Below are 22,908 nucleotides of genomic sequence, written 5' to 3'. Positions count from 1 at the left end.
GGTCAGTGCGCGGAGCGGGAGATGAACGCGGAGGCGCGCCGGCGGGCGGCGAAGGCGAGGACGAAACCGGTCGCCAGCACCAGGAGGCCGAAGAGCAGGCCGGCCTCGGCGGTGAGCTGCGCGCCGAAGGGCGACTCGTCGAGCCCCGCCGGCTCCCCCACGTCCCTGATGGCGCCGTTGAGCACCGCCGGCAGCCAGTGCAGCGCGTACGCCCGGGGGGCCTCTTCGGCGCTGAACCGGACCAGCACGAAGGCCACCACGGCGGCCTGCACGGCGATCAGCCCACCGAAGCCGGCGACAGTCGCACCGGGGAGGGGCCCGAGGCGGGTGACCAGGACGGTCGCCCCGACCATCAGCCCGCCCCAGAGCAGCGTCGCCACCGCGGCCTCGACGACGGTGCCGCCGAGCAGCCCGATCAGCAGGGTGAGGGCGACCGCGGTCGAGGCGACAGCCAGCGGCGTGACCGTGAGCTGGTTGGCGAGCCGGCGACCGGCGATGGCCGCCGCGATCAGCAGGACCGCCCACAGCAGCGTGTAGAGCCACACCTCCGCCGACACTGTGCACCCCTCGGTTCTCGACCGGCATCCGGACGGCTACGAATCTATCAACTTCGCAGCCGCCGACGGCAGCATGAAATGACTTCGTCCGCCCGGCAGAAGCCGGCCCGCTCAGGCGGCGCCGGCGACCGGCATCGACGGCCCGCCGGCGGCCGGGGCGGCGGGGCCGTCGTCGAGCGTGGTCGCCAGCGGCTTCTCGCGGAGGTAGGCGAGGAGCACGGCGGCCAGGACGGCGAGCGGGACCATGAAGCCGAAGATCGGCAGCAACGCCTCGTTGTAGGAGGTGATGATCGGCAGCCGGAGCTCGTCGGGCAGCCCGCCCACCAGCGCCGGAGTGAACGAGTTCAGACCACCGAGGCGTTCGCTCGCGGCCGGGATGCGTTCGGTGATCAGCGCGGTGAGCCGGGTGGCGAAGATGGAGCCCACCACCGCGGAGCCGAGGGTGGCGCCGACCTGCCGAAAGTAGTTGGTGGCGGCGGTGGCGGTGCCGACCTGGGAGTTGGGGAAGGAGTTCTGCACGATCAGGGTCAGGATCTGCATCGACATGCCGAGGCCGACACCGAAGACGCCGAGGTAGGCGCAGACGACGGGGAGTGCGGTGTCGACCCGCAGGCTCGCCAGCAGCAGGAGGCTGGTTCCCATGACGAGCACGCCGAGCAGCGGTGAGAGCTTGTAGCGGCCCGTGCGGGAGACGAGCCGGCCGGCCACTGTGGAGGCCACCAGCATGCCGCCCATCGCCGGGATCATCAGCATGCCGGCGTTGGTGGCGCTGACGCCGGTGACCATCTGCAGGTACGTCGGCATGTAGCCGATGGTGCCGAACATCATGATCCCCACACAGAGGCCGGCGGCGGTGGCGAGGGTGAAGTTCCGGTCGCGGAAGAGGCCGAGCGGGATGATCGGCTCGGCGGCCCGCGACTCGACGTAGACGAAGGCCACGCCGAGCACGACCGCGGCCGCGGCGAGCCCGAGGATCGTCGGGGAGGTCCAGGCGTACTCCGAGCCGCCCCAGGTGCCGACGAGGACCAGCGCGGTGGTGGCCGCGGCGATCAGGGCCATGCCGGGATAGTCCAGGCGCGGGCGTTCCCGGTCGGGCCGGGCGGGAAGTTTGAGGAAGAAGAACGCGGCGAGGATCGCCAGCAGACCGAGGGGCAGGTTGATCCAGAAGGTCCAGCGCCAGCCGGGGCCCTCGGTGAACCAGCCGCCCAGCAGCGGTCCGGCGATCGAGGAGACGGCGAAGACCGCCCCCATCACCCCCATGTACCTGCCCCGCTCCCGGGGCGGGACGACGTCGGCGATCGCGGCCTGGGAGAGGATCATCAGACCGCCGCCGCCGAGGCCCTGCACGACCCGGCCGACGATCAGCCACGTGACGTCACCGGTCAGTGCACAGATCACCGAGCCGGCCAGGAAGGTGATGATGGCGGCGATGAGGACCGGCTTGCGTCCGAAGAGGTCGCTGATCTTGCCGTAGACCGGCATGGTGATCGTCGAGGCCAGGATGTACGAGGTGATGACCCAGGGCATCTGGTCGACGCCGTTGAGCTCGCCGACCACCGTCGGCAGCGCCGTCGACAGGATGGTCTGGTTCAGCGAGGCCAGCAGCATCGTGACCATGAGGCCCGCGAAGAGCAGTTGAAGTCCGCGGTCCGGACCCTTTTGTTCGGTCACGGTCGCAGTCGCGGCGGTCACGAGATGTCCTCCAGAGCGTTCTTGAAGATCGAGATGGCGGAGTCGACCGCGGCCTCGGGGTCGGTCTCCATCGCTTCCGGGTCGCGGCTGTAGACGAAGCGCAGCACGGTGGCGGCGAGCATCAGCAGCGCCCGGGTGGAGTCGGCGGACTCGGCGGCCGTCCCGGCGTCCGCGCGCCGGTCGAGCGCCGTACGGATCAGCTTCTCGACGGCGAGGATGTGCTCGCTGAGCCGCTCACGCAGCTCCGGGCAGCGGTGGGTCAGCAGCCGGCGCCGCTCGTAGGTGGCGCCGTCGACGAAGCTGCTGCGCAGGATCGCCACGATGAGCCGCACCGTACGGGTGAACCGGTCGGTCTCGTCGGCGAGGAAACGGGTGAGTTCCACCTCCGGCAGCGCAGGCGGGCAGGCGCCGAGGACCGCGTCCTCCTTGGAGGCGAAGTAGTTGAAGAACGTACGGCGGGAGACGCCGGCGCGGTCGGCGATCGCCTCCACCGTCGCGCCCGACAATCCCTGTTCGAGCACCAGCGCGGCGGCCGCCTCGTGAAGTTCGCGGGTGGTGCGCGCCCGGTTCTTCTCCCGCAGCCCCTGAGATCCATCTTGCACGAGTGCAGACTTGCACCCATGCACGCTTGACGCAAGGCGTGTCCCACTCCACGGCGGCCATCTCGGCCGCGACAGCCACAACGCTCGTCTTCACGCTCCATGACACCGTCATGATTCAGCGACGCGGGACCGGACAGCGGTGACGCCCCTGCGACGCCGGGATCAGCCTGGCGAGATGGGTTGTGGTGCCGCCGGCCAGACCCCGGTGATACTGGGTCAATGGCACACCGTCTGCTCTCCTGGGCCGGCATCGGCGATCCACAGCGGATCGAGAACGCGAGCATCGAACTGCACGGTGAGTCGATGCGGGCGATCGGCGGCGCCTGCGCAGAGGCCTTCACCACAAACTGGGAGCTCGAGGTCGCCGACGGCTGGCAGACCCGCGCACTGCACGTCACCGTCCGCGGCTTCGGCTGGTCGCGCAGCCTCGACCTGACCCGCGCACCGACCGGAGACTGGTGCGCCGCCGTCGCCCGGCACGGTGAAATCGATCTGCCGGAGCCAGGGCTGGACGACCCCGGCACCGTCGCCGGCGCGATCGACTGCGACCTGGCGCTCTGCCCCGTCACCAACACCATGCCGATCCGCCGCCTGCGGCTGCTCGACCGGGATGTCGCCGACACCCACCTCGTGATGGCCTGGGTCGAAATTCCGTCGCTGCGGGTGCTCCGCAGCGACCAGGTCTACGCCTCGGCGGCACCCGAGGGCAAGCGGCGCGTGAAGTACACGAGCTTCAGCCGCAACGTCAGCACCCACCTGACCGTCGACGCCGACGGCCTTGTCATCGACTACCCGGAGTTGGCCCGACGCCTGCGGCCAGAGCCGGCGCACTGACCCGGACACCGCATCCGCTGCTGCGCCACGCCGGCACCGTCACCGCTCACTCGACGCCGCCGGCCCCCAGCACGACCTTGGCCTCGCTGCGGAACTCCAGGTCGTTGGTGACCGAGTAGTTGGGGAAGGCCAGGCGGATCTCCTTGCCCGGGCAGCGCAGCCGCATCTGCAGCGGCGTCTTGCCCGGATGGGCCAGCAGCACCTCTTTGAGGTCGGCGATCAGCGCTTCGGTGACCCGGTCGGCGGCGACGTGCAGCACCACCGGGGCGTCCCCGTTGCCCGTCACCGACGACACGTCGACCATCGCCAGGTCCGAACCGAAGACGCTGACCGAACCGTCGCGGACGCTGATGTTGCCCTGCACCTTGATCACGGTGTCCTCGATCAGGTACGGCGCGGCGAACTCGTAGCTCTTGGGGAAGAAGAGCACCTCGATGCTGGCGGTCAGGTCCTGCAGCTGCACGATCGCCCAGCTGGCGCCCTTGGCGGTGATGCGCCGGTTCACCCCGGAGATCAGGCCGCAGAGCACCACCGGTTTGCGGTCGGCGTCCTCCATGGCCAGCACCTCGGCCACGGTCTGCTCGCTGTTGGCCTTCAGGATCCGCTCCGCACCGGCCAGCGGATGATCGGAGACGTACAGGCCGAGCATCTCCCGTTCCAGGGCGAGCTTCTCGCGCCGCTCCCACTCGCGGCCGGTCGCGGCGAAGCTGAACCCGACGATGCCGTCCTGCGGCATGATGCTGGGCACCGTGCCGAAGAGGTCGTCCTGGCCGATCGCCTCCTGGCGCTTGACGCCCATCACCGCGTCGACCGCCGCCTCGTGGTTGGCGAACAGATCCAGCCGGGTGTGCGGCTGCGGCAGCTCGTCGAAGGCTCCTGCCTTGATCAGTGATTCGATGGCGCGCTTGTTGCAGGCCGCCGCATCCACCTTGATCAGGAATTCCTCGAAGCCGGTGTAGGGGCCCTTCTCCTCGCGCCCGCGGATGATCGCGGAGACCACGTTGTGGCCGACGTTGCGCACCGCGCCCAACCCGAAGCGGATCACCCCGTCGACGGCGCCGAACTTGCCGATGGAGGTGTTCACGTCCGGCGGCAGCACCCGTACACCCATCGACCGGCACTCGGCCAGATACAGCGCCATCTTGTCCTTGTCGTCACCGACGGACGTCAGCAGCGCCGCCATGTACTCGGCCGGATAGTGGGCCTTCAGGTACGCGGTCCAGTACGACACCAGGCCGTACGCCGCGGAGTGGGCCTTGTTGAAGGCGTAGCCGGCGAACGGCACCAGTACGTCCCACACGGCCTTGATCGCCTCGTCGGAGTAGCCGCGCTCGCGGCAGCCCTGCTGGAAGGGGACGAACTCCTTGTCGAGGACCTCCTTCTTCTTCTTGCCCATCGCCCGGCGCAGGTTGTCGGCGGCGCCGAGGCTGTAACCGGCCAGGATCTGCGCGGCGCGCTGCACCTGCTCCTGGTAGACGATCAGGCCGTAGGTGGTGCCGAGCACCTCCGACAGCGGCTCCTCCAGCTCCGGATGGATCGGCGTGATCTCCTGCAGGCCGTTCTTGCGCAGCGCGTAGTTGGTGTGCGACTCCATGCCCATCGGGCCCGGCCGGTACAGCGCCAGCACCGCCGAGATGTCCTCGAAGTTGTCCGGTTTCATCAACCGCAGCAGCGAACGCATGGCCGTGCCGTCGAGCTGGAACACGCCCAGGGTGTCGCCGCGGCCCAGCAGTTCGTAGGTGGCCTTGTCGTCCAGCGGCAGGCCCAGCAGGTCCAGCTTCGTGCCGTGGTTGGCCTCGATGTTGTTGACCGCGTCGTCGATGATCGTCAGGTTGCGCAGGCCGAGGAAGTCCATCTTCAGCAGCCCGAGCGACTCGCACGTCGGATAGTCGAACTGCGTGATGATCGCGCCGTCGGCGTCGCGGCGTACCAGCGGAATGTGCTCGATCAGCGGCTCGGCGCTCATGATGACACCGGCGGCGTGCACCCCGAGCTGGCGTACCAGGCCTTCGAGGCCGCGGGCGACCTCCATCACCTTGGCCACGTCGGGCTCGGTCTCGGCGAGCCGGCGCACCTCGGTCGCCTCGCCGTAGCGCGGGTGGTCCGGGTCGAAGATCCCCGACAGCGGGATGTCCTTGCCCATCACCGCCGGCGGCATCGCCTTGGTGATCTTGTCGCCGAGCGCGTACGGGAAACCGAGCACCCGGCACGAGTCCTTGATCGCCGCCTTGGCCTTGATCGTGCCGAAGGTGGCGATCTGGGCTACCCGGTCCTCACCCCACTTGTCGGTGACGTACTTGATCACTTCACCGCGGCGCCGATCGTCGAAGTCGATGTCGACGTCGGGCATCTGCACACGCTCGGGGTTGAGGAACCGCTCGAAGATCAGCCCGTGGGTGATCGGGTCCAGGTCGGTGATGCCCAGCGCGTACGCCACCAGCGACCCCGCCGCCGAGCCACGCCCCGGGCCGACCCGGATGCCCTGCGCCTTCGCCCAGCCGATGAAGTCGGCCACCACGAGGAAGTAGGCGGGGAAGCCCATGTCGATGATGACGCCCAGCTCGTACTCGGCCTGCCGGCGCCGATCATCGGGGATGCCGCCGGGGAAGCGGCGTTCCAGCCCGGCGTACGTCTCCTTGCGGAACCAGGACTCCAGCGTCTCGCCGGCCGGCACCGGGAACTGCGGCGCCAGGTTGTAGAACTCGAACATCCCCGCCGGGTCGACCTTCTCGGCGACCAGCAGGGTGTTGCGGCACCCCTGCCGCCACGCGTCCGACGAGTCGACGGCGTACATCTCCTGCGCCGTCTTGACGTAGTAGCCGGAGCCGTCGAAACGGAACCGGTTCGGGTCGTCGAGGGTCTTGCCGGTCTGCACCGCCAGCAGCGCGTCGTGCGCCTGCGACTGGTGCTCGTGGGTGTAGTGCAGGTCGTTGGTGACCAGCGGCGGGATGTCCAGCCGCCGGCCGATCTCCAGCAGACCGTCACGGACCCGGCGTTCAATCTCCAGGCCGTGGTCCATCAACTCGAGGAAGTAGTTGTCGGCGCCGAAAATGTCCTGATACTGGCCGGCGACCTTGAGCGCCTCGTCGAACTGGCCAAGCCGCAGCCGGGTCTGCACCGCCCCCGACGGACAACCCGTCGTGGCCATGATCCCCTCGGCGTGCTCGGCGATGATGTCCATGTCCATGCGCGGCCACTTGACGTAGTGGCCCTCCATGGATGCCCGCGAGTTGAGCTTGAACAGGTTCTTCAGGCCGGACTTGTTCTGCGCCCACATGGTCATGTGGGTGATCGCGCCACCACCGGAGACATCATCGGAACGCTGGTCCTGGGTACCCCAGCGGATGCGCTTCTTGTCGAAGCGCGACGCCGGTGCCACGTACGCCTCCACCCCGACGATCGGGGTCACACCGGAGGCCATCGCCTGCTTGTAGAAGTCGTTCGCGCCGTGCATGTTGCCGTGGTCGGTGATCGCCACCGCCGGCATCTCCAGGCGCTTGACCTCGGCGAACAACTCCTTCAGCCGGGCCGCGCCGTCGAGCATCGAGTACTCGCTGTGTACGTGCAGATGCACGAACTGATCGCCCACTCGTCTCCCCCGACCGCACGCCGACTTGCCCCTGAAGACCCTAAGCCGCGCCGGCCCCGCGCCGCGACTCCGGTGGCCCGTGTCGTGACGAGGTCGGCATCGGCGCGCCCGGCGGCTGCGCCGGCCTGGGGCGCACGGGACGAGAATCCGCCTCGACCTGTAACACCAGCCCGACCGACGCCATGAGTAGTCAGTAGGGATGGAGGCGACCAGTGGGGGTTGACCAGGGTGAGCACAGGGCGTTCGAGCGGATGTACGCCGCGCACCACCAGCTGGTGCTGCGCTACTGCTACCGGCGACTAGGCGATCTTGAGTACGCGCGGGAATTGACGCAGGAGACGTTCGTGGTGGCGTGGCGCCGCCGCCGGGACGCGCCGGAGCCGGCAGCACCCTGGTTGTACGGGATCGCCCGCAGGGTGCTGGCTGACCACTGGCGCACGCGGCGTGCACGCCCTGTCACCGTGCCCGTCGCGGAGTCCACCGACGCGGGGGCCGAAGACGGCGGGTTCGACGCGGTCAGCCTCGCGCAGGACCTGCGTCAGGCGTTCATCAGGCTCTCGGAGCCGGACCGCGAAATCCTGCGCCTGGTGACGTGGGAGGAACTCGACCTGGCCGCGGTGGCGCAGGTCCTGGGGTGCAGCCGGACGGCCGCCGGGGTCCGGTTGTTCCGGGCCCGGCGGCGACTTCACCAACTGATGGACACCCCGCCGCCGGTCCGCGTCCGCCCGGTCCCGACATCTGTCCGTGGAGGCGCGCTATGAGACGGAGCAGTGAGCTGTTGAAGGATCTCGACCCGGTCCGTGACATCACCGACTGGCCGTCGACGCCGCAGATCGACTGGGCGGCCATGCAAGGCGGCCCGGCACTGGATGGGGCCGGTCGAATGACGGCGCAGCTCGGCCGCCGGTGGCGACGCCGAGCGGCCCTTGGCGCCGTGGCCGTCGGCGTGGCCGCGTGCGTGACGGGTGCGGTGATCGTGCAGGTAACCGGCGCACCCGCGCCGGTGTTCGCCGCGACCCCACCGCCGCTTCGGCTGCAGTACGACACCGGCGCGCCCGCGGCCCGCGACACCCTGCTGCGGCTCGCCGCCTCCGTCGAGAAGCAGGCCGAACCGGCACCACCCCGCAGCGGCCCCGTCAGCTTCGTACAGGTCGCCCAATGGTCTCTGGACTTCTCCTCCGGCGAAAGCGGCACGACGGCGGCGATCCTGCCTCAGGTGATCTCCGTCTGGCGGGCCGCCGACGGCTCCGGCAAACGCGCCACGGTCACCCTCGGCCCGTCGGACCTCGACGAACTGCCCGACGCCCCCACCCTGCTCGCAGTCGCGGCACGGCGAACACCAACGGCGGAAACGTACGCCGCGGGGCAACTGGCGTTCAGCCTCACCGAACCGACCCCCGGCAACCTCGCCCAGGTGCTGTACGGCCACCAGCCGCTCGGAGACCCTGCGGTGTCGACGGCCCGGGGAATCGCCGATCTGTATCGCTGGGCAGCGGTCGACCGGGACGTACGCGTCGCGGCGTTGCGGTTGCTCGCCCGCACCGACAAGGTGCTGTTGCGGGGCACCGTCACCGACAGACTCGGCCGCGAAGGACTCGCTGTCAGCGTCGACTCGCAGGACCACGGCACCCGCGACCTGCTGATCTTCGACCAGCGCACCGGCTGGCTCCTGGCCTACGAGTCGATCTTCCTGCGCAAGCCGGAGAAGCTGCCCGTACAGGCGCCGGCGGTCTTCTCCTACGTGCTCTACCTCGCCCAGGACCGCCGCCCCGACACGAACGGGTAACCCGCACTCAATGCCGCCTTGGCGCCGAGGCGGTCCCACTAGGTGTCAGCCGGCGCGCGCGATCAAGAATGCCTGGTCGTCGGGGTAGACCCCCGCCGGACGGCGGACCAGGCGGCACTCCTCGTGGAATCCGGCGGCGGTCAACCACCCCGACACCTCGTCGGCGGTGAAGAGATGACGGACCAGCGTGACATCGTGCCCGTACCGGCGGTAACTGGGCGCCGCGTCGTGGACGCCTTCGCCCGATTGGAAGCCGACAAGCAAATGACCGCCGGGGCGCGACACCCGGCGTACCTCCTGGTAGATCCGGGGCTGATCCGGCGGTGGGGTGTGAATGGTCGAGTACCAGAGCATCACCCCATCAAAGGAGCCCGCCCGGTACGGGAGATCGGCGATCGAGCCGACCGAGAAGGTGATGTCCGGATGATCCCGCCGCGCCCGGGCGACCATGCCCGGCGAGAGATCGACGCCTTCGACTGCCACGTCGCGTCCGGCGAGGTAGCGGCTCATCCGCCCGGCGCCGCAGCCGGCGTCGAGCACCCGGGCGCCCTTGCCGACGGCAGCGGCGAAGGCATCGATCATCGCGAGATCCAGTGCCGCCTCGGCGCGGGTGTCGGGAAGCAGCGCTGCGTAATCCTCGGCGACGGTGTCGTAGGCGTCCCGGACCGACCCGTACGAAGCCCCGGCGGTGTCTGCGCTCACCTCGGCACCGTACCCGCAGCCGGCACCGGCGTCATGGCACAAGGTTTCGTGGCCACCAACCGCATGGCGGGCTCGTGCTGCTCCGACCGCTGCGGCATCGAACAGGCCAAGCGCTGCTCGGCGTTGACCTCGCGCTCGGCCCAGGCGGCACGCAACTGGGCGCGCACCCGCTCCCGCACCACCAGGTCCGGCCTGCGCCGTGGGGCAACAAATGCGGCTGGTCCTGCGCCGATGCTAGCGACGATCGGCCAAACCTTCTGGACAAACCGTTGATCATTTAGCGCGGTGAGTGTCTTGTGGCCGCCGACTCGGCGCTGATAATTTTCGATCCCGCCTTCGAGCGGCACCGACCACAAGGGAGACAAATGCGAATGAGACGTCTGCTGGGCGCTGCGGCGGCCACGGCAACCGCGGCAGCGTTGGTGCTCACCGTGGCGGGACCCGCGTCCGCGGCGACCGGGTACGCCCGCTGCCCGCAAATCCGGTACTGCCTCTTCACCGGCCTCAACGGCACCGGAGTCATGGCGTACTTCGTGAAGGGCGACGCCAACCTCGGCGACAGCATCGGCCCCCAGGGCATGAACAACAACTCGAAGAGCCACTGGAACCGCAGCGGACACACCTTTGACCTCTACGAGGGTGCCTACAAAGAGGGAACGCACTGGGTATCCCACCCGCACAGCACCAGCGGCTCGAACTTCGTTGTCGCAGCTCGCGACAAGATCAGCTCCCTGTACCAAACCCGCCCCGCCGGCAGCCACCCGCCGCCCCGACCCACTCCGCCCCCCCCCCGCCGCGGCCCCGCCTGACCAGGCGGGGCCGCTGCTGGTGTGACCGCCGTCCTCGGAGGAGAGCATCGACGGCGATTCGCGGCCGACAGCCTACGAGCCGGCCAGGGAGCCGTCGTCGCGGCCGCCTTCCCGCGCCGGGATGATGCCGTTGGCGGCCAGATCGGCCGGCACCTGCCGCCGGCCCATGCGGCTGACCTGGGCGAGGACATCGATGGTGCTGGCGGAGCGATACAGCGCCGCCAGCATCGCCGGCGACTTCAGCACCCTCGCCCTCGCCCTGGCCGCAGTCGTCGGCGGCACCGCCGGCATGGGCGACTGGCGGGCCCGGCAACGCGCCCAGAAAGCCCTCGCCGACGAGCAGGTCCACGACCTGCGCCTGGACCGGGTGCGGGCATTGCAGGGCCGGTCGCCAGCCGGCCTGCGTCGTTACGGGGTGCGCCTGGTCACCGACCCCGGCGAGCTCACCAAGGCCGCCGACGAGCTGTCCGAGGTCCAGCCCAGCGCATACGTGGTGCTGGCCGTGGAGGAGTTCGGGCGTCTCAACGTCAACCGGGCCGACAGCCTGCGGAAGCTGATCGCCAACACCGGGGAGCTCGCCGAGGCGCCCACCGCCGCCGAGATCGAAGCGCTGGAAGCCGGGCGTGAGGTGCTGGCCGCGCGCGCCGGACAGGCCTAGGTCTCGCAGGCCACCCCGTCCTTGTCGCGGTCCAGCTTCAGCGAATACCCGGGTTCCCCGGCGTACAGCGGGGCGGCGCCGGCGGCGCGCACCGCGTCGCAGTTGGCGTAGTACACGCTCGGCGGATCCGCCCGGGTCGGTTCGGGGCGCGGCGGCGTGCTGGTGCGCGGCACGGTGGGACGCGGCGAGCGGGTCGGCGACGGCCGGCTGCCGGCGGTGGGCCGCGGCGACGACGACACCTCACCGAGCCGGGCCGTGGGAGTCGGCTCAAGCGACGGCGAAGGGTCCGCGCTCGGCGAGGCACTCACGCCGCCGGCGGGCTGCTGCTGCGGCGGCGGCTGCTCGGCTTCGTCGCTGTCGCCCAACAGCAGTACACCGCCGCAGCAGCACAGCATCAGCGCGATTCCGGACAGCAGGACGGCGTTGATGCGCTTGCGCCGGCTCAGCTGCTCGGGCGTGAGGTTGGCGGGCGGGGCGGGGGTGGGCATTTTCGGCACGTCCACCACGATGGCGGGCAGCAGGGCGGCCCGGGCATCCCATAAACAGCCAGCCTATGGATGATGATCGTTGCCTTCGGGCATTGATCGGCCGATGTCGCATCGACGGCCGCAGAAACCCTGTGGCCCAGTCCACATCGGCGCGCGCCCGGCGCCCGTGGCCCCCTAGCGTTGACCGAGCCAGCCGATGCGCAGGCCGGGGCTACTCCACTTGGAGTGCGAACGTCTCGGCCGACCATTCCTCGGCTGGCAGCACGCACGGGGACCGGTACGACATCGCTGCGCAGGGCGGGCTTACTTCACTCTCTCAAAGTGGTGGTTGCAGGTTCGAGTCCTGTCGTCGAGGCCAAGGCCTCGACGAAGCTCAACTGGCAGAGCACTCGTCAGTTCGTCCGACCTCTTCTCGGTTCACCTTGCCGGGCTCCGTGCGTGCACCACCCCGCACACGCGACGCGAAGGCCCATCCCATGGCGAAGTTCAACATCGTCGACCGGCGACGGTTCGACCGCAACTGCCCGCTGGGTACCGAACAGGTCGCCACCATCCGCACCCACGAAGGCGCCCCCGCGTACGCCCGCGAAAAGCGAGCTGTTCCGGCTGGCGATGACGAACTTCGTCGGCGGTCAGCCATATCGGCTCCGTCCTGACGCGCCCCGTCTGACCGACGCCCTCCCGCCCCACCAGGGCGGGCACGGGCCGACGCGGGTGGATCCCGTGAGCGGCGGGAGGCAGCCGGCCTCCAACCCTCGCGCAGCACAGGAACAATGGAGAACGTGCGGTCGGACGGGCGGCGCTGCGACACGCCCCGGGATTGCCCGTGCACCCAACCCGTGCACCCACGGTGTACCCAAAGCAAAATCGCCGACCCTCACGGATCGGCGATCTTCGCTGTAACACCCAGGCTGACCTGGGGTTTTGTAAGGTGGAGCCGAGGGGACTCGAACCCCTGACCCCCACACTGCCAGTGTGGTGCGCTACCAGCTGCGCCACGGCCCCTTACGGTTGTCCCGGTCGCCCGGGCACCTGCGAAATAATACACATGCCCCCGGAGATCGTCATCCGGGTACCCCCCTCCCCCGGACTACTCCTAGTTGAGGGTGGCGTCCGGCGGGAAGATCGCCACGGCGGCCATCAGCCCACCCTGGCGGCGCAGCACCATGGCCCACAGATCCTCGGGGCGGTCGACGAAGGCGTCCCCGGGCAGCGCGTCCAGCACGAACCAGGAGCCTTCCTTGATCTCTTCCTCGAGCTGCCCGGTGCCCCAGCCGGAGTAGCCGGCGAAGACCCGGATGCCGGACACCGACTCCCGCAGCCGTTCCGGGTCGACGGAGAGGTCGAGCGTGCCGACGGCCCCGGAGACCTGGTGGAAGCCTTTGATCCGCTGCATGGGGTTGCGGATGCGGGCCAGGCAGATGGCCGAGTCGGGCTGCACCGGGCCGCCCTCGAAGAGCACCGCCGGGTCGCGAGCCAGGCCGCCCCAGTCGGCGAGCACGTCGGCGACGGCCACCTCGGTGGCCCGGTTGAGCACGACCCCGAGCGCGCCTCCGGGTTCGTGGGCGACGAGCAGCACGACAGTACGGTCGAAGTTGGGATCCTTCAGCGCCGGTGTGGCGACGAGCAACCGCCCGGCCATCGACTCCATGGACGGCCCCCCGATCGCCTGCCCCTCTCCCTGCATGCCGTACACCGCGTCAGCCTCGCACCTCGGGTCGCCGGCTGCTGTCCCCAGCGGCCGGGACGGAACGCACCGGTCGAGCCCGGTACGCCGAGATCACGCGAGTGCCCAACGTCATGCCTGGCACGATAACCCGCCTTCGGGGCGACCGCGAAGGGCAGCGCCCCGCGTGTAATGCCTGCCCGGGACGGAGTGTGGCCTCGTCGCCCGGCACGGCTCAGGTCTCCCCGCCGAGATCGATCTGGTACGCCTGGTGCAGCAGCTCCGCGCCACGCCGGCGGTGCTGGGTCAGCCCGTCGCAGAGTTCGTCGCCCCGCTCACGCAGCTCGTGGACGGCGGCCTCGGGGCGGGCGACGCGCCGCTGGAAGGCGAGCAGCGCGGCGTGGACGGCGAGGTGTTCGCGGGTGAGCAGCGCGATGGCGTGGGTCAGCCGTGGCGCGCTGCCGAGCACCTCGGCGTAGAGGCCGGCCGGGCCTTCGGTGAGTCTGCGGTGCAGGCCGAAGCCGTACCGCAGCTCGTGCACCCGGCTGTGCAGGCGGTGCCGCCAGAGCGGGTCTTCGGCGGGGGCGGCGAGGGCGTGGCGGAAGGTGTGGACGTCCCGCGAAAGGTCCATGACCACCTCCACCGCTGTCAACGCATGAGCTGATGGTCGTCCGTGGCGCCCAGGATGTCCACGGCTGCCCCCAACTGCCTCCCATGCTGCACAGCCGGAGTTAGCCACCCAAAACGGACCTGGGGACAGCTGGGCGGTCCGGCGCAGGTCGAGCGTGGCGAGATGCCAGGGGGACCGGATCAGACCCCTGACCCGGCCGGAACCGGCCACCTCGCACAGCTGGGGGTGACAACGTGGAGAGCAGGCCGCCGACGCCCTGGCCGCCGCGCGGCGGAAACCGGAGAGAGAACCATGACCGCGATCCGGATCAGCAATCTGACCAAGGACTTCGGCGCGCGCCGGGCGGTGGACGACCTCACCCTCTCCATCGCCGATGGGGAACTCTTCGCGCTGCTCGGCCCCAACGGCGCCGGTAAGACCGTGACGATCAAGATGCTCTGCTGCCTGCTCGCCCCGACCAGCGGGGACGCGGTCCTGCTCGGCGACAGCATCCGGACCGATCCGGCTGCGGTGAAGCAGAAGATCAATCTGTCGCCGCAGGAGACGGCGGTCGCGCCGAAGCTCTCGGTCGCGGAGAACCTGGAGCTGATCGCCCGTATCTACGGCTGCCCAAAGGGCGAGGCCCGCAGCCGTACGGCGGAACTGCTGGAGCAGCTGCACCTGACCGACCGGGCAACCGAGAAGGCGAGGTCCCTCTCCGGCGGCCTGCAGCGGCGGCTGAGCCTGGGCATGGCACTGATCACCCGGCCGCGGATCGTCTTCCTGGACGAGCCGACGCTCGGTCTCGACGTACGCGCCCGCCGGGACCTGTGGCGGGTCCTTGAGTCGATCAAGGGATCCACGACGGTGGTGCTGACCACGCACTACCTGGAGGAGGCCGAGGCGTTGGCGGACCGGATCGGAATCATGCACACCGGGCGGCTGCGGGCGCTGGGCACCGCCGAGGAGCTGAAGCAGCTCACCGGCACGGCCGCCTTCGAGGAGGCATTCCTGGCCCTGACCGAGAGCGGTGAGCAGCCGTGAGGGCGCTGGTCTTCGCCGGGCGCAACGGCAAGGAGCTGCTGCGGGATCCTCTCTCGCCGCTATTGATGATCGGGCTGCCGCTCGTGCTGCTCTTCCTGCTCTCGGCCATCAACGACAACGTGCCGAACGAGGCCTTCGCGATCGGGCTCTTCGGACCGGGCATCGCGGTGCTCAGCCTCTCCTTCATCACCATCTTCACGGGCACGCTCCTCGCCGGCGACCGGCGCAGTTCTTTCCTGACCCGGCTGCGCGCCTCGCCGCTGACCGCAGCCGACTCGATCGCCGGTTACACCCTGCCGATGACGCTGATCGCCGTGGCGCAGAGCGCGATCTGCCTGATCGCCGCCTTCTTCGTCGGGCTGCCGGTCACCGCGAACGTGCTGGTGGCGCTCCTGGTGCTGGTCCCGGTGGGCGTGCTCTTCGTCGGCTTCGGACTGCTACTCGGCGCCGTCTTCACCGTCGAACAGGTCGGCGGTGTCGGGTCGATCCTGATCAACGCGGCGACGCTGCTGAGCGGCACCTGGTTTCCGCTGAGCCTGATCGGCGGGACTTTCGAGACCATCGCGAACCTGCTGCCCTTCGTGCACGCCGTGGAGGCGACCCGCCTCGCCGTCGCCGGCGACTTCGGCGCGGTCGTGCCGCATCTGCTCTGGTGCCTCGGGTACGCCCTGCCGGTCTTCGCCGGCGCCATCGCCCTCTTCCGCCGCCAGTCCCAGGCCTGAGCCGGTCCGGTCCCTCGTTCCGGGCCCCTTCCCCGAGAAACAGCACCGCCCCGGACCTGGTGGTCCGGGGCGGTGCTCACTGGTGGAGGTGCCGGGAATCGAACCCGGGTCCTTCGCCGGTTTGTCAGGACTTCTCCGAGCGCAGCTCGCTGTGCCTCTGCTCGGCCCCTCCGATCACGCGAGCGAGTCGGTGTGACGGGCCCAGTCACTGATTAATCTCGCCGCACGGACCCCGTGACCGGGTCCGATTGGCCAGCCTCCTAGCTGATGCCGGCTGACTGGGACGAAGGCGTTCCCAGGCCGACAGACTTAGCTACTCGCCTCAGGCGGCGAGAGCGAAGTCAGCGCGAGTGTTCTTGGCGCTTATTGTTTTCCGACGAACGATTCTCGAGACGACGTCGGCTTCCTCGGCTCGCTTCCCCTGACGCAACGTACGAAGTCGAAACCAGTCACCCCCTCGTAGTGCTGCCTGTCGCAGCGTCTCCCAGGATAACGCCTCGCGCAAGCGGATTCTTCCCGGCTCCGTCCGGCCCGGCGCGGGCCCGGTCGGTGCAGGTCAGTCCCGCATGCCCTTGCCGCGACGGCCCACCACCCGGGCGATTTCCCGGTCGGCGTCCCGTTTGGCAAGATCCTGCCGTTTGTCGTACGACTTCTTACCCTTGGCCAGGCCGATCTCCACCTTGGCCCAGCCGTCGGAGAAGTAGACCTGCAGCGGCACCAGGGTCAGCCCGGTCTCGCGTACCTTGCCGAGCAGCTTGTTGATCTCGACGCGGTTGAGCAGCAGTTTGCGGGTACGCCGCGGCTCGTGGTTGGTCCACGTCCCCTGGGTGTACTCGGGAATGTGCAGATTGTGCAGGTATATCTCGCCGTCGCGCTCCTGGGCGAAGGCGTCCACCATGTTCGCCCGGCCGGCGCGCAGCGACTTGACCTCGGTGCCGGTCAGCACCATGCCCGCCTCGTACGTGTCGAGGATGGCGTAGTCGTGGCGGGCCTTGCGGTTGGAGGCGACCACCTTGCGCCCCTTTTCCCGTGGCATCGATGCTCCTCCTTCCGCTGCCCGGATGATCCTGATCATGCTACCCCGACGACAGGGGCCCACCGACACCGCTTTTCACGGTGTCGGCGAGCCCCGGTGCCGCGTACGGGCAACTAGACGCGCAGGTAGAACCGGAGCGTCACCCAGGCCGTGATGGCGCTGACGAGCGCACCGGCGCCGGCCATCAGCGGCAGCATCAGCAGCACGTCGCCCCAGCCGATCGGGGTCAGCAGCTCGTTGAGATCCCGTAGCGAGCCGTCGAGCAGCAGGGTCTTCGCCCCGGCCAGCGCACCGAAGCCGATGAGCGCACCCACCAGACCCGCGACCACCGCCTCCAGTACGAACGGCGCCTGAATGAACCAGTTCGAGGCGCCGACCAGCTTCATCACCGCGACCTCACGGCGCTTGCTGTACGCGGCCACCTGGATGGTGTTCGCGACCAGCATCAACGCCGCGACCGCCATCACCAGGGAGGCGGCCAGCGCCACGCCCTGAATCGAGTTGATGATGCCGAAGATCTTGTCGAGCAGCCGGCGCTGGTCGACGATCTTGTCGACCCCCTCGGCATCCTTGTAGCGGTCGAAGATCTGCTGGTACTGCTCCGGGTCGTTGAGGCTGATCCGGAACGACTCGGGCAGCGCGTCCTCGCCCACCACGTTCACCAGGTCCGGCGCGTCGGCGAACTGCTCCTGGAACCGCGCGTACGCCTCCTCGCGGTCCTCGTACAGCAGGTCCTTGACCAGCGGGTCGGCCTCGATCTGACCTTGCAGGCCGAGGCGCTGCTCCTCGGTGACGTCGTTCGCGAGGAAGATCGAGACCTCGATGTTCTCGAGGTAGGTGCTCTTCATGTTGTCGACCTGGCGGTACATCAGACCGCTGGCGCCGAGCATGGTCAGAGAGACGGCCATCGTGATGACCATGGCGACGGTCATCGTCACGTTTCGCCACAGTCCGACCATCACCTCGGACAGGACGTATTTCATGCGCATCGGGGGGTTCCTTCCGGATCTCCGCGGAGGTGGGTGTCGTCAGTTCGGCGGGCGGCGGGCGGAGTCGCCTCAGCCGTAGACACCACGGGCCTGGTCTCGCACGATGCGGCCGCTCTCGATCTCGATGACGCGACGGCGCATCTGATTCACGATGTTGGAGTCGTGCGTGACCATGACGACCGTCGTGCCGGTGCGGTTGATCCGGTCCAGCAGACGCATGATCTCGATGGAGGTGTCGGGGTCCAGGTTTCCGGTCGGCTCGTCGGCGAGCAGGATCAGCGGCCGGTTCACGAACGCCCGTGCCACCGCGACTCGCTGCTGCTCACCACCGGAGAGCTCGTGCGGGTAGCGGTGCTCCTTGCCGCCGAGTCCGACCAGTTCCAGCACCTCCGGGACGACCCGGCGCGCCACGGCCTTGGTCTTGCCGATCACCTCGAGCGCGAACGCGACATTCTCGAATGCGGTGCGGTTGGGCAGCAACCGGAAGTCCTGGAAGACACAACCGATCGAACGCCGGAAGTGCGGGCGCTTCCAGGAGCGCATCGAGGTCACGTCCTTGCCGTTGACGACGACCCGTCCCTTGTTCGGGGACACCTCGTGCAACAGCAGCTTGATGATGGTCGACTTTCCGGACCCGGACGGGCCGATGAAGAAGACGAACTCGCCCTTCTCGATCGAGACCGACACCTCGTCGAGCGATGGCCGGGACGCCTTCGGGTACGTCTTCGTCACTTGCTCAAGCTGAATCACGGGTGGTGAGTCTACGCCGTGAAAAGAAAACGCCAAGTCGAGAGAGCACCCACGCCGCCGTGGATCATCAATCCGACGTACAGCCGGCGCATAGACGAACCGGCTGTACGCCGTCGGTCACGCGTTGTCGGCCGCCATCTGCTGCTGCTTGCGCCACCGGATGCCGGCCTCGATGAAGCCGTCGAGGTCGCCGTCGAAGACGCCCGTGGGGTTGCCGGTCTCGTACTCGGTTCGCAGATCCTTGACCATCTGGTACGGGTGCAGCACGTACGAGCGCATCTGCTCGCCCCAGGAACCGCCGCCGTTGTCGCGGTACTTGTCCAGCTCGGCCTGCTCCTCCTGGCGCTTGCGCTCCAGCAGCCGGGACTGGAGCACCCGCATCGCGGAGGCCTTGTTCTGCAGCTGCGACTTCTCGTTCTGGCAGGTGACGACGATCCCGGTCGGGATGTGGGTCAGCCGCACCGCCGAGTCGGTGGTGTTGACGCTCTGTCCACCCGGGCCGGAGGAGCGGTAGACGTCGACGCGGATCTCGTTCTCCGGGATCTCGATGTGGTCGGTCTGCTCCGTGACCGGGAGCACCTCCACGCCGGCGAAGCTGGTCTGCCGGCGGCCCTGGTTGTCGAAGGGGCTGATCCGCACCAGCCGGTGCGTACCGGACTCGACGCTGAGCGTGCCGAAGGCGTAGGGCGCCTTGACGGTGAAGGTGGCGGACTTCAGGCCCGCCTCCTCGGCGTAGGAGGTCTCGTAGACCTCCGTCGGGTAGCCGTGGCGCTCGGCCCAGCGCAGGTACATCCGCATCAGCATCTCGGCGAAGTCCGCGGCGTCGACGCCGCCGGCCTGGGCCCGGATGGCGACCAGCGCCTCCCGGGAGTCGTACTCGCCGGAGAGGAGGGTGCGGACCTCCATCTCGTCGATGGCCTTGGTCAGCCGGGTGATCTCGGCGCCGACCTCGTCCAGCACGCCGCCGTCGTCCTCGGCCTCGGCGAGCTCCATCAGCACCCGGGTGTCGTCGAGCTGGCCGCGCAGCCCTTCGAGCTTCGCGATCTCGCCGTTGACGTACGACAGCTTGGAGGTCACCTCCTGGGCACGCGCCTGATCGTCCCAGAGGTCCGGCGCGGAGGCCTGCTCCTCGAGGCGCACCTTGTCCTGGCGCAGCCGGTCGATGTCGAGCACGGCCTCGATGTTCCGGAGGGTGGCGTCAAGATCGTTGAGCTGGTCGGAAAACTCGTCAGCGGTCACAACAGGCAAGAATACTGTCCGCTGCGCGGGAGCGGTCATCTCCATCCGCTGCGGGCCCGGCGAGGGCGCCGCCGAGCGCCGCAGGATCGCCCGTATGGCACCGAACACCACCGATTGGGACGATCCGGACCCGGAGTCGGATCCGGATCATCAGCGGCGCGGTGCGGTCTTGAGCCAGGCGAGCGCGGCCTTGTGGTAGCCGGCGGCGAATTCGAGCGCACTGGCGTCGTACGTCTCGCCTTCCTTCTTCGCCGCCTTCACCTGATCGCGTACGGCCGCGAGCGCCTCGGTGTGGTATTGCTGGGCGGTCTCGTAGAGGTTGCGCAGCTGGGTGTCGGAGTGCAGGTTGCCGAATGCCACCCGCAGCGCGACCGGGTTGCGAATGGTGTCCCGGCCGGGCATCTCGCTGAGCCATCGCGAGAATGTTCGTTTTCCGGAAGCGGTGAGCGCGTACGGCTGGCTGGACCGGGGGCCGGGTTTTCCGAGCCGGACCAGTCCCTGCTCCGCCAGGCCCGGTAGCTCCCGGTACACCTGGCTGCGCGTCATCGACCAGTACGGAGCCAGCCGCCGCTCGGCCGCGGCCATCAGCTGACCGCCGGTCATCGGACCTTCGTGGAGGAGCCCCAGCAGCGCGGCGGCGGTGGGGTTGATTTCGGTATCTGCCATGTCCAATACGCTGCCATCTTGCGCGCCACAGCGTCCAGGAATTCGCCAGATCCGCGCCGACGTGTTCCTTTGTGCACTGTCAGAGGCCGACAGTCCATTCGGGAAGACCTATCTATCGCCCGATTTCCGCCCCAGAGTTCACATCGGCATCAGTGGTACCACCGTTCTTGACGGGACCATTTATTGATCAAGTCGGCGGGTGTCCGCAGCCCAACGCCGAAATCAGCGAGAACCATTCGCGTCATTCACCCCCAGCGCGGACAACAACGGCGAGTCGCGACATCAGCGGGCAGAACGGATTCCTTCGGCACGCCGTGGGCAGCCGGCCGGGCGACGCGGGGCCACCCGGAGGCGCACGGCGCCCCGCGTACCCTGGATGACCGGTGCGCTGCGACGCGCGCACCGCCCTCCCCCGGCCCGGCGCCGCGGTGGAGGCGCCGCGGGCGAAGGGGAGACGATGACGAACGAGGCTGGCTCCAGCACCACTGCGGGCACGGGCTCGCCCGGCTCGCGCCCGGTCCGCGACCCGGCCGGCCTGACCGCCCCGGCTGCGGTCGGCCTCGCCCTGCTCACCCTCGGCTGGCTCGGCGCGATGATCTGGTCGGCCCGGGCGCAGCTGCGCGGCGCCGAGTTCGCCGAAATCGCCATCACCGTCGCCGCCAACGCCGTGCCGGTCCTGGCCCAGGGCGCGCTGGTGGCCGGCCTCGGCGCCGGCCTGCTGGCGAGCAACCTGCTCGTACGGCGCGGCCGCACGAACGCCTCCACCAGGTTCCTCGCCGCCACCGGCGCGGGCCTGCTGGTCGGCACCGTCGCCGCGCTCACCGTGCACTTCACGTACTACTCCGGCACCGCCAACATGGTGCTCGCCGGCACCACCGTCGCCGCCGCGACCATCGGCGGCGCGGTCGCCGGGTTCCTGCTCACCCCGGCCGCCGGCGCCGTCGCCGCCGGCACGCTCACCGCCTACCTGATGGTGCTCGTGCTGAGCCTCTTCACCGACAACCTGCGTTCGCTCTTCGGCGCCGGCGAGACCCAGGAGTCCCAGGTCGCCGCCGCACAGTGGGTCTCGCGGACCTCCTCGCTCGCTGCCGGACTCGCGGCCGGGCTGGTGGTCTTCGCCTACCTGCGCTGGTCGCTGCGGCGCGCGCAGGCGCACAGCAAGACCCTCGGGCTGCCGCCGTACCTGCTGGCGGGCGCCGGGACCGGCCTGCTGCTGCTGATCGCCGAGGCGATCACCCAGTTCGGTGGCCGCAGCATCCTCGACGTCGCCGGCAGCCTCAGTGAGGCCGACAGCATCGTGCAGCGCGTAATCGGCGGCTCCCGCTGGGACCACGCGATCATCGTGCTCTTCGTCGGGGCGCTCGCCGCCGTCATCGCCTACGGTCGCACCCTCGAACCGAAGCGGCACCCCGAGGACGAGGCACAGGAGAGCGCCGCGGTCAGTCGCTGACCGCCGCGCGCAGCAGCAGTTCCAGCTCACTGGCGTCATACCACTCGAGTTCGTGGTCCTCGACGCCGTCGACGGTGAACTCCGCGTCGGCGTCGCCGGCGTCGGCGGCCGCAACCACCGCGACGGCGGCCCGGACGTCGGCCTCGGCGTCGGCGGAGTCGACGTGCAGGGCGGCGACCGACCGCAGCGGCACCGGCGCACGGAGTGAGACGTCGCTGGTGCCGAGCTCACCGCCACCGAGACCGACGGCGTCCGGGGAGAGGTCGGCCGAGACGACAGCCCGGCGCGGCGGTGCCTGCGGATCGTCGTGCAGCAGGCGCAGGGCGTCCTGGGCGGCGCGGGTGAAGGCGACGTACTCCAGTTCCTCCTCGTCGCCCTCGGCGTACCACTCGCGCAGCGCGGCGGTCACGGCGTGGGCGCCGCTGACCGGCAGAACACCCTCGTCGCGCAGCGCGCGCAGCATCGGCACGGTGGCCGGTACGTAGACCCGGACCAGTTGCTTGGCCATGCCTGTCTCCCGCTCCCCTCGGCGCGGTGCGACCGCGCCCGTTCGTCCGCCGGTCACCCCCGTCGGGAAATCCGCCTCGCGGCCAGTGCCTATGACGAGGTCGTCGGTGGCAAACTGAGCCAAACGCGCTTACCCAACGGGAGCTCTTTCGTGGAATCCAGGTTCCTGCTGCTGTCCGATGTGGCCGCCGAGTTGAACGTGTCGGACTCGCAGGTCTACCACATGGTACGCAGCGGCGAACTGCCCGCGATCAAGATCGGCGGCCGGGGGCAGTGGCGGGTCGAGCGGGTGCAGCTCGAAGCGTACATCGAGCGCAAATACACCGAAACCGCCGAGTGGGTGGCGGGAAATCCGCTCATCGAGCGCGAATCGGAGTAGTCGCCCAGCCGCCAAGGCATTGACCAGGAACGAATCGTTCGCTACTAATGGGTTCAGTCGGAGGCAAACGAAAGCAAACGCAAGGATCGGACGGGTTGCGGGGCAGTCACCCCGCCACCGGCGGGTCCGCGCG

Annotated in this window: 25 protein-coding genes, 1 tRNA gene and 1 other RNA gene; 10 read left to right on the top strand and 17 right to left on the bottom strand. The window is 69.4% G+C overall.

The features are described from left to right. Positions 1–2: 2 nt before the first annotated feature. The 3 genes from ACK8GG_RS04695 to ACK8GG_RS04685 form a co-directional block, all read right to left on the bottom strand. Positions 3–557 carry a hypothetical protein gene (locus ACK8GG_RS04695; RefSeq protein ID WP_440355614.1) on the bottom strand — a complete coding sequence of 185 codons (555 nt, stop codon included), beginning with the start codon at positions 555–557 and terminating at the stop codon, positions 3–5. Positions 558–668: 111 nt separating this feature from the next. Beyond that, positions 669–2,228, bottom strand: a complete 1,560-nt coding sequence (locus tag ACK8GG_RS04690) for an MDR family MFS transporter (RefSeq protein ID WP_440355613.1) — start codon at positions 2,226–2,228, stop codon at positions 669–671. Between the two features lie 17 nt (positions 2,229–2,245). Further along, a complete protein-coding gene (locus tag ACK8GG_RS04685; protein WP_440355612.1) occupies positions 2,246–2,851 on the bottom strand; it encodes a TetR/AcrR family transcriptional regulator in 606 nt (201 codons plus the stop codon). 219 nt (positions 2,852–3,070) lie between these two features. On the opposite strand from ACK8GG_RS04685, the gene ACK8GG_RS04680 reads away from it, so the two are divergent. Next, on the top strand, positions 3,071–3,685 hold the full coding sequence (locus tag ACK8GG_RS04680; protein WP_440355611.1) for a putative glycolipid-binding domain-containing protein: 615 nt from the start codon (positions 3,071–3,073) through the stop codon (positions 3,683–3,685). A 46-nt stretch (positions 3,686–3,731) separates the two neighbouring features. Here ACK8GG_RS04680 and dnaE read toward each other — a convergent pair whose 3' ends face one another. Then, positions 3,732–7,274, bottom strand: coding sequence for a DNA polymerase III subunit alpha (gene dnaE, locus ACK8GG_RS04675; RefSeq protein ID WP_440348058.1), 3,543 nt, complete (start codon positions 7,272–7,274; stop codon positions 3,732–3,734). Between the two features lie 251 nt (positions 7,275–7,525). Here dnaE and ACK8GG_RS04670 point away from each other — a divergent pair, with 251 nt between their 5' ends. Further along, positions 7,526–8,035 (top strand): RNA polymerase sigma factor, encoded by a 510-nt coding sequence (locus tag ACK8GG_RS04670; RefSeq protein ID WP_440355610.1) that lies wholly within the window; start codon positions 7,526–7,528, stop codon positions 8,033–8,035. Further along, a complete protein-coding gene (locus ACK8GG_RS04665; RefSeq protein ID WP_440355609.1) occupies positions 8,032–9,060 on the top strand; it encodes a CU044_5270 family protein in 1,029 nt (342 codons plus the stop codon). Before ACK8GG_RS04670 ends, ACK8GG_RS04665 begins: the two co-directional genes overlap by 4 nt. A gap of 45 nt (positions 9,061–9,105) precedes the next feature. Here the strand turns inward: ACK8GG_RS04665 and ACK8GG_RS04660 are convergent, their stop codons facing one another. Both ACK8GG_RS04660 and ACK8GG_RS04655 read right to left on the bottom strand, forming a co-directional pair. Beyond that, the gene (locus ACK8GG_RS04660; RefSeq protein ID WP_440355608.1) at positions 9,106–9,762 is read right to left on the bottom strand and encodes a class I SAM-dependent methyltransferase; all 657 of its coding nucleotides are present in this window, start codon (positions 9,760–9,762) and stop codon (positions 9,106–9,108) included. Continuing rightward, positions 9,759–10,109, bottom strand: a complete 351-nt coding sequence (locus tag ACK8GG_RS04655; RefSeq protein WP_440355607.1) for a hypothetical protein — start codon at positions 10,107–10,109, stop codon at positions 9,759–9,761. The genes ACK8GG_RS04660 and ACK8GG_RS04655 overlap by 4 nt, the downstream gene beginning before the upstream one ends. 24 nt (positions 10,110–10,133) lie before the next feature. On the opposite strand from ACK8GG_RS04655, the gene ACK8GG_RS04650 reads away from it, so the two are divergent. After that, a complete protein-coding gene (locus ACK8GG_RS04650) occupies positions 10,134–10,571 on the top strand; it encodes a peptidase inhibitor family I36 protein (RefSeq protein WP_440355606.1) in 438 nt (145 codons plus the stop codon). Positions 10,572–10,764: 193 nt separating this feature from the next. Next, on the top strand, positions 10,765–11,229 hold the full coding sequence (locus ACK8GG_RS04645) for a hypothetical protein (protein WP_440355605.1): 465 nt from the start codon (positions 10,765–10,767) through the stop codon (positions 11,227–11,229). Here the strand turns inward: ACK8GG_RS04645 and ACK8GG_RS04640 are convergent. Beyond that, the gene (locus ACK8GG_RS04640; protein WP_440355685.1) at positions 11,226–11,717 is read right to left on the bottom strand and encodes an excalibur calcium-binding domain-containing protein; all 492 of its coding nucleotides are present in this window, start codon (positions 11,715–11,717) and stop codon (positions 11,226–11,228) included. The genes ACK8GG_RS04645 and ACK8GG_RS04640 overlap by 4 nt on opposite strands. Before the next feature lie 476 nt (positions 11,718–12,193). Here ACK8GG_RS04640 and ACK8GG_RS04635 point away from each other — a divergent pair, with 476 nt between their 5' ends. Next, entirely contained in the window at positions 12,194–12,373 is a 180-nt protein-coding gene (locus ACK8GG_RS04635; protein ID WP_440355604.1) for a hypothetical protein, read from the top strand. Positions 12,374–12,649: 276 nt separating this feature from the next. Here ACK8GG_RS04635 and ACK8GG_RS04630 read toward each other — a convergent pair. The 3 genes from ACK8GG_RS04630 to ACK8GG_RS04620 all read right to left on the bottom strand — a co-directional run bounded on the left by ACK8GG_RS04630 (position 12,650) and on the right by ACK8GG_RS04620 (position 14,014). After that, positions 12,650–12,722 (bottom strand) — tRNA-Ala (locus tag ACK8GG_RS04630). Between the two features lie 91 nt (positions 12,723–12,813). After that, positions 12,814–13,404: a YqgE/AlgH family protein gene (locus ACK8GG_RS04625; RefSeq protein WP_440349184.1), complete on the bottom strand. Its 591-nt coding sequence runs from the start codon at positions 13,402–13,404 to the stop codon at positions 12,814–12,816. Positions 13,405–13,618: 214 nt separating this feature from the next. Then, a complete protein-coding gene (locus ACK8GG_RS04620) occupies positions 13,619–14,014 on the bottom strand; it encodes a hypothetical protein (protein WP_440348066.1) in 396 nt (131 codons plus the stop codon). A gap of 291 nt (positions 14,015–14,305) precedes the next feature. Here ACK8GG_RS04620 and ACK8GG_RS04615 point away from each other — a divergent pair, with 291 nt between their 5' ends. Further along, positions 14,306–15,037, top strand: a complete 732-nt coding sequence (locus tag ACK8GG_RS04615) for an ABC transporter ATP-binding protein (RefSeq protein WP_440348067.1) — start codon at positions 14,306–14,308, stop codon at positions 15,035–15,037. Continuing rightward, on the top strand, positions 15,034–15,759 hold the full coding sequence (locus tag ACK8GG_RS04610) for an ABC transporter permease (RefSeq protein ID WP_440348068.1): 726 nt from the start codon (positions 15,034–15,036) through the stop codon (positions 15,757–15,759). Before ACK8GG_RS04615 ends, ACK8GG_RS04610 begins: the two co-directional genes overlap by 4 nt. A gap of 80 nt (positions 15,760–15,839) precedes the next feature. On the opposite strand, the gene ssrA is transcribed toward ACK8GG_RS04610, so the two are convergent. From ssrA to ACK8GG_RS04580, 6 genes are all read right to left on the bottom strand, one after another. Further along, positions 15,840–16,216, bottom strand: a transfer-messenger RNA (tmRNA) gene (ssrA, locus tag ACK8GG_RS04605). 99 nt (positions 16,217–16,315) lie between these two features. Continuing rightward, a complete protein-coding gene (gene smpB / locus ACK8GG_RS04600) occupies positions 16,316–16,795 on the bottom strand; it encodes an SsrA-binding protein SmpB (protein WP_440348069.1) in 480 nt (159 codons plus the stop codon). 113 nt (positions 16,796–16,908) lie between these two features. Then, a complete protein-coding gene (gene ftsX, locus ACK8GG_RS04595; RefSeq protein WP_440348070.1) occupies positions 16,909–17,784 on the bottom strand; it encodes a permease-like cell division protein FtsX in 876 nt (291 codons plus the stop codon). A gap of 69 nt (positions 17,785–17,853) precedes the next feature. Next, positions 17,854–18,534 carry a cell division ATP-binding protein FtsE gene (ftsE, locus tag ACK8GG_RS04590; RefSeq protein ID WP_440348071.1) on the bottom strand — a complete coding sequence of 227 codons (681 nt, stop codon included), beginning with the start codon at positions 18,532–18,534 and terminating at the stop codon, positions 17,854–17,856. A gap of 117 nt (positions 18,535–18,651) precedes the next feature. Further along, positions 18,652–19,773 (bottom strand): peptide chain release factor 2, encoded by a 1,122-nt coding sequence (prfB, locus tag ACK8GG_RS04585; protein ID WP_440348072.1) that lies wholly within the window; start codon positions 19,771–19,773, stop codon positions 18,652–18,654. Between the two features lie 150 nt (positions 19,774–19,923). After that, the gene (locus ACK8GG_RS04580; protein ID WP_440348073.1) at positions 19,924–20,439 is read right to left on the bottom strand and encodes a PadR family transcriptional regulator; all 516 of its coding nucleotides are present in this window, start codon (positions 20,437–20,439) and stop codon (positions 19,924–19,926) included. A 457-nt stretch (positions 20,440–20,896) separates the two neighbouring features. Here ACK8GG_RS04580 and ACK8GG_RS04575 point away from each other — a divergent pair, with 457 nt between their 5' ends. After that, positions 20,897–21,889: a hypothetical protein gene (locus tag ACK8GG_RS04575; protein WP_440353980.1), complete on the top strand. Its 993-nt coding sequence runs from the start codon at positions 20,897–20,899 to the stop codon at positions 21,887–21,889. Here ACK8GG_RS04575 and ACK8GG_RS04570 read toward each other — a convergent pair. After that, positions 21,879–22,397 (bottom strand): DUF6912 family protein, encoded by a 519-nt coding sequence (locus tag ACK8GG_RS04570; protein ID WP_440355603.1) that lies wholly within the window; start codon positions 22,395–22,397, stop codon positions 21,879–21,881. The genes ACK8GG_RS04575 and ACK8GG_RS04570 overlap by 11 nt on opposite strands. A gap of 150 nt (positions 22,398–22,547) precedes the next feature. Here ACK8GG_RS04570 and ACK8GG_RS04565 point away from each other — a divergent pair, with 150 nt between their 5' ends. After that, a complete protein-coding gene (locus ACK8GG_RS04565; RefSeq protein ID WP_440348076.1) occupies positions 22,548–22,775 on the top strand; it encodes a helix-turn-helix domain-containing protein in 228 nt (75 codons plus the stop codon). Positions 22,776–22,908: the final 133 nt, after the last annotated feature.

The organism is Melissospora conviva, assembly GCF_049523535.1.
Lineage (GTDB): Bacteria > Actinomycetota > Actinomycetes > Mycobacteriales > Micromonosporaceae > Melissospora > Melissospora conviva.
Note: the sequence above shows the minus strand (reverse complement) of the source record. Positions and strands in the feature narration are given on the sequence as shown.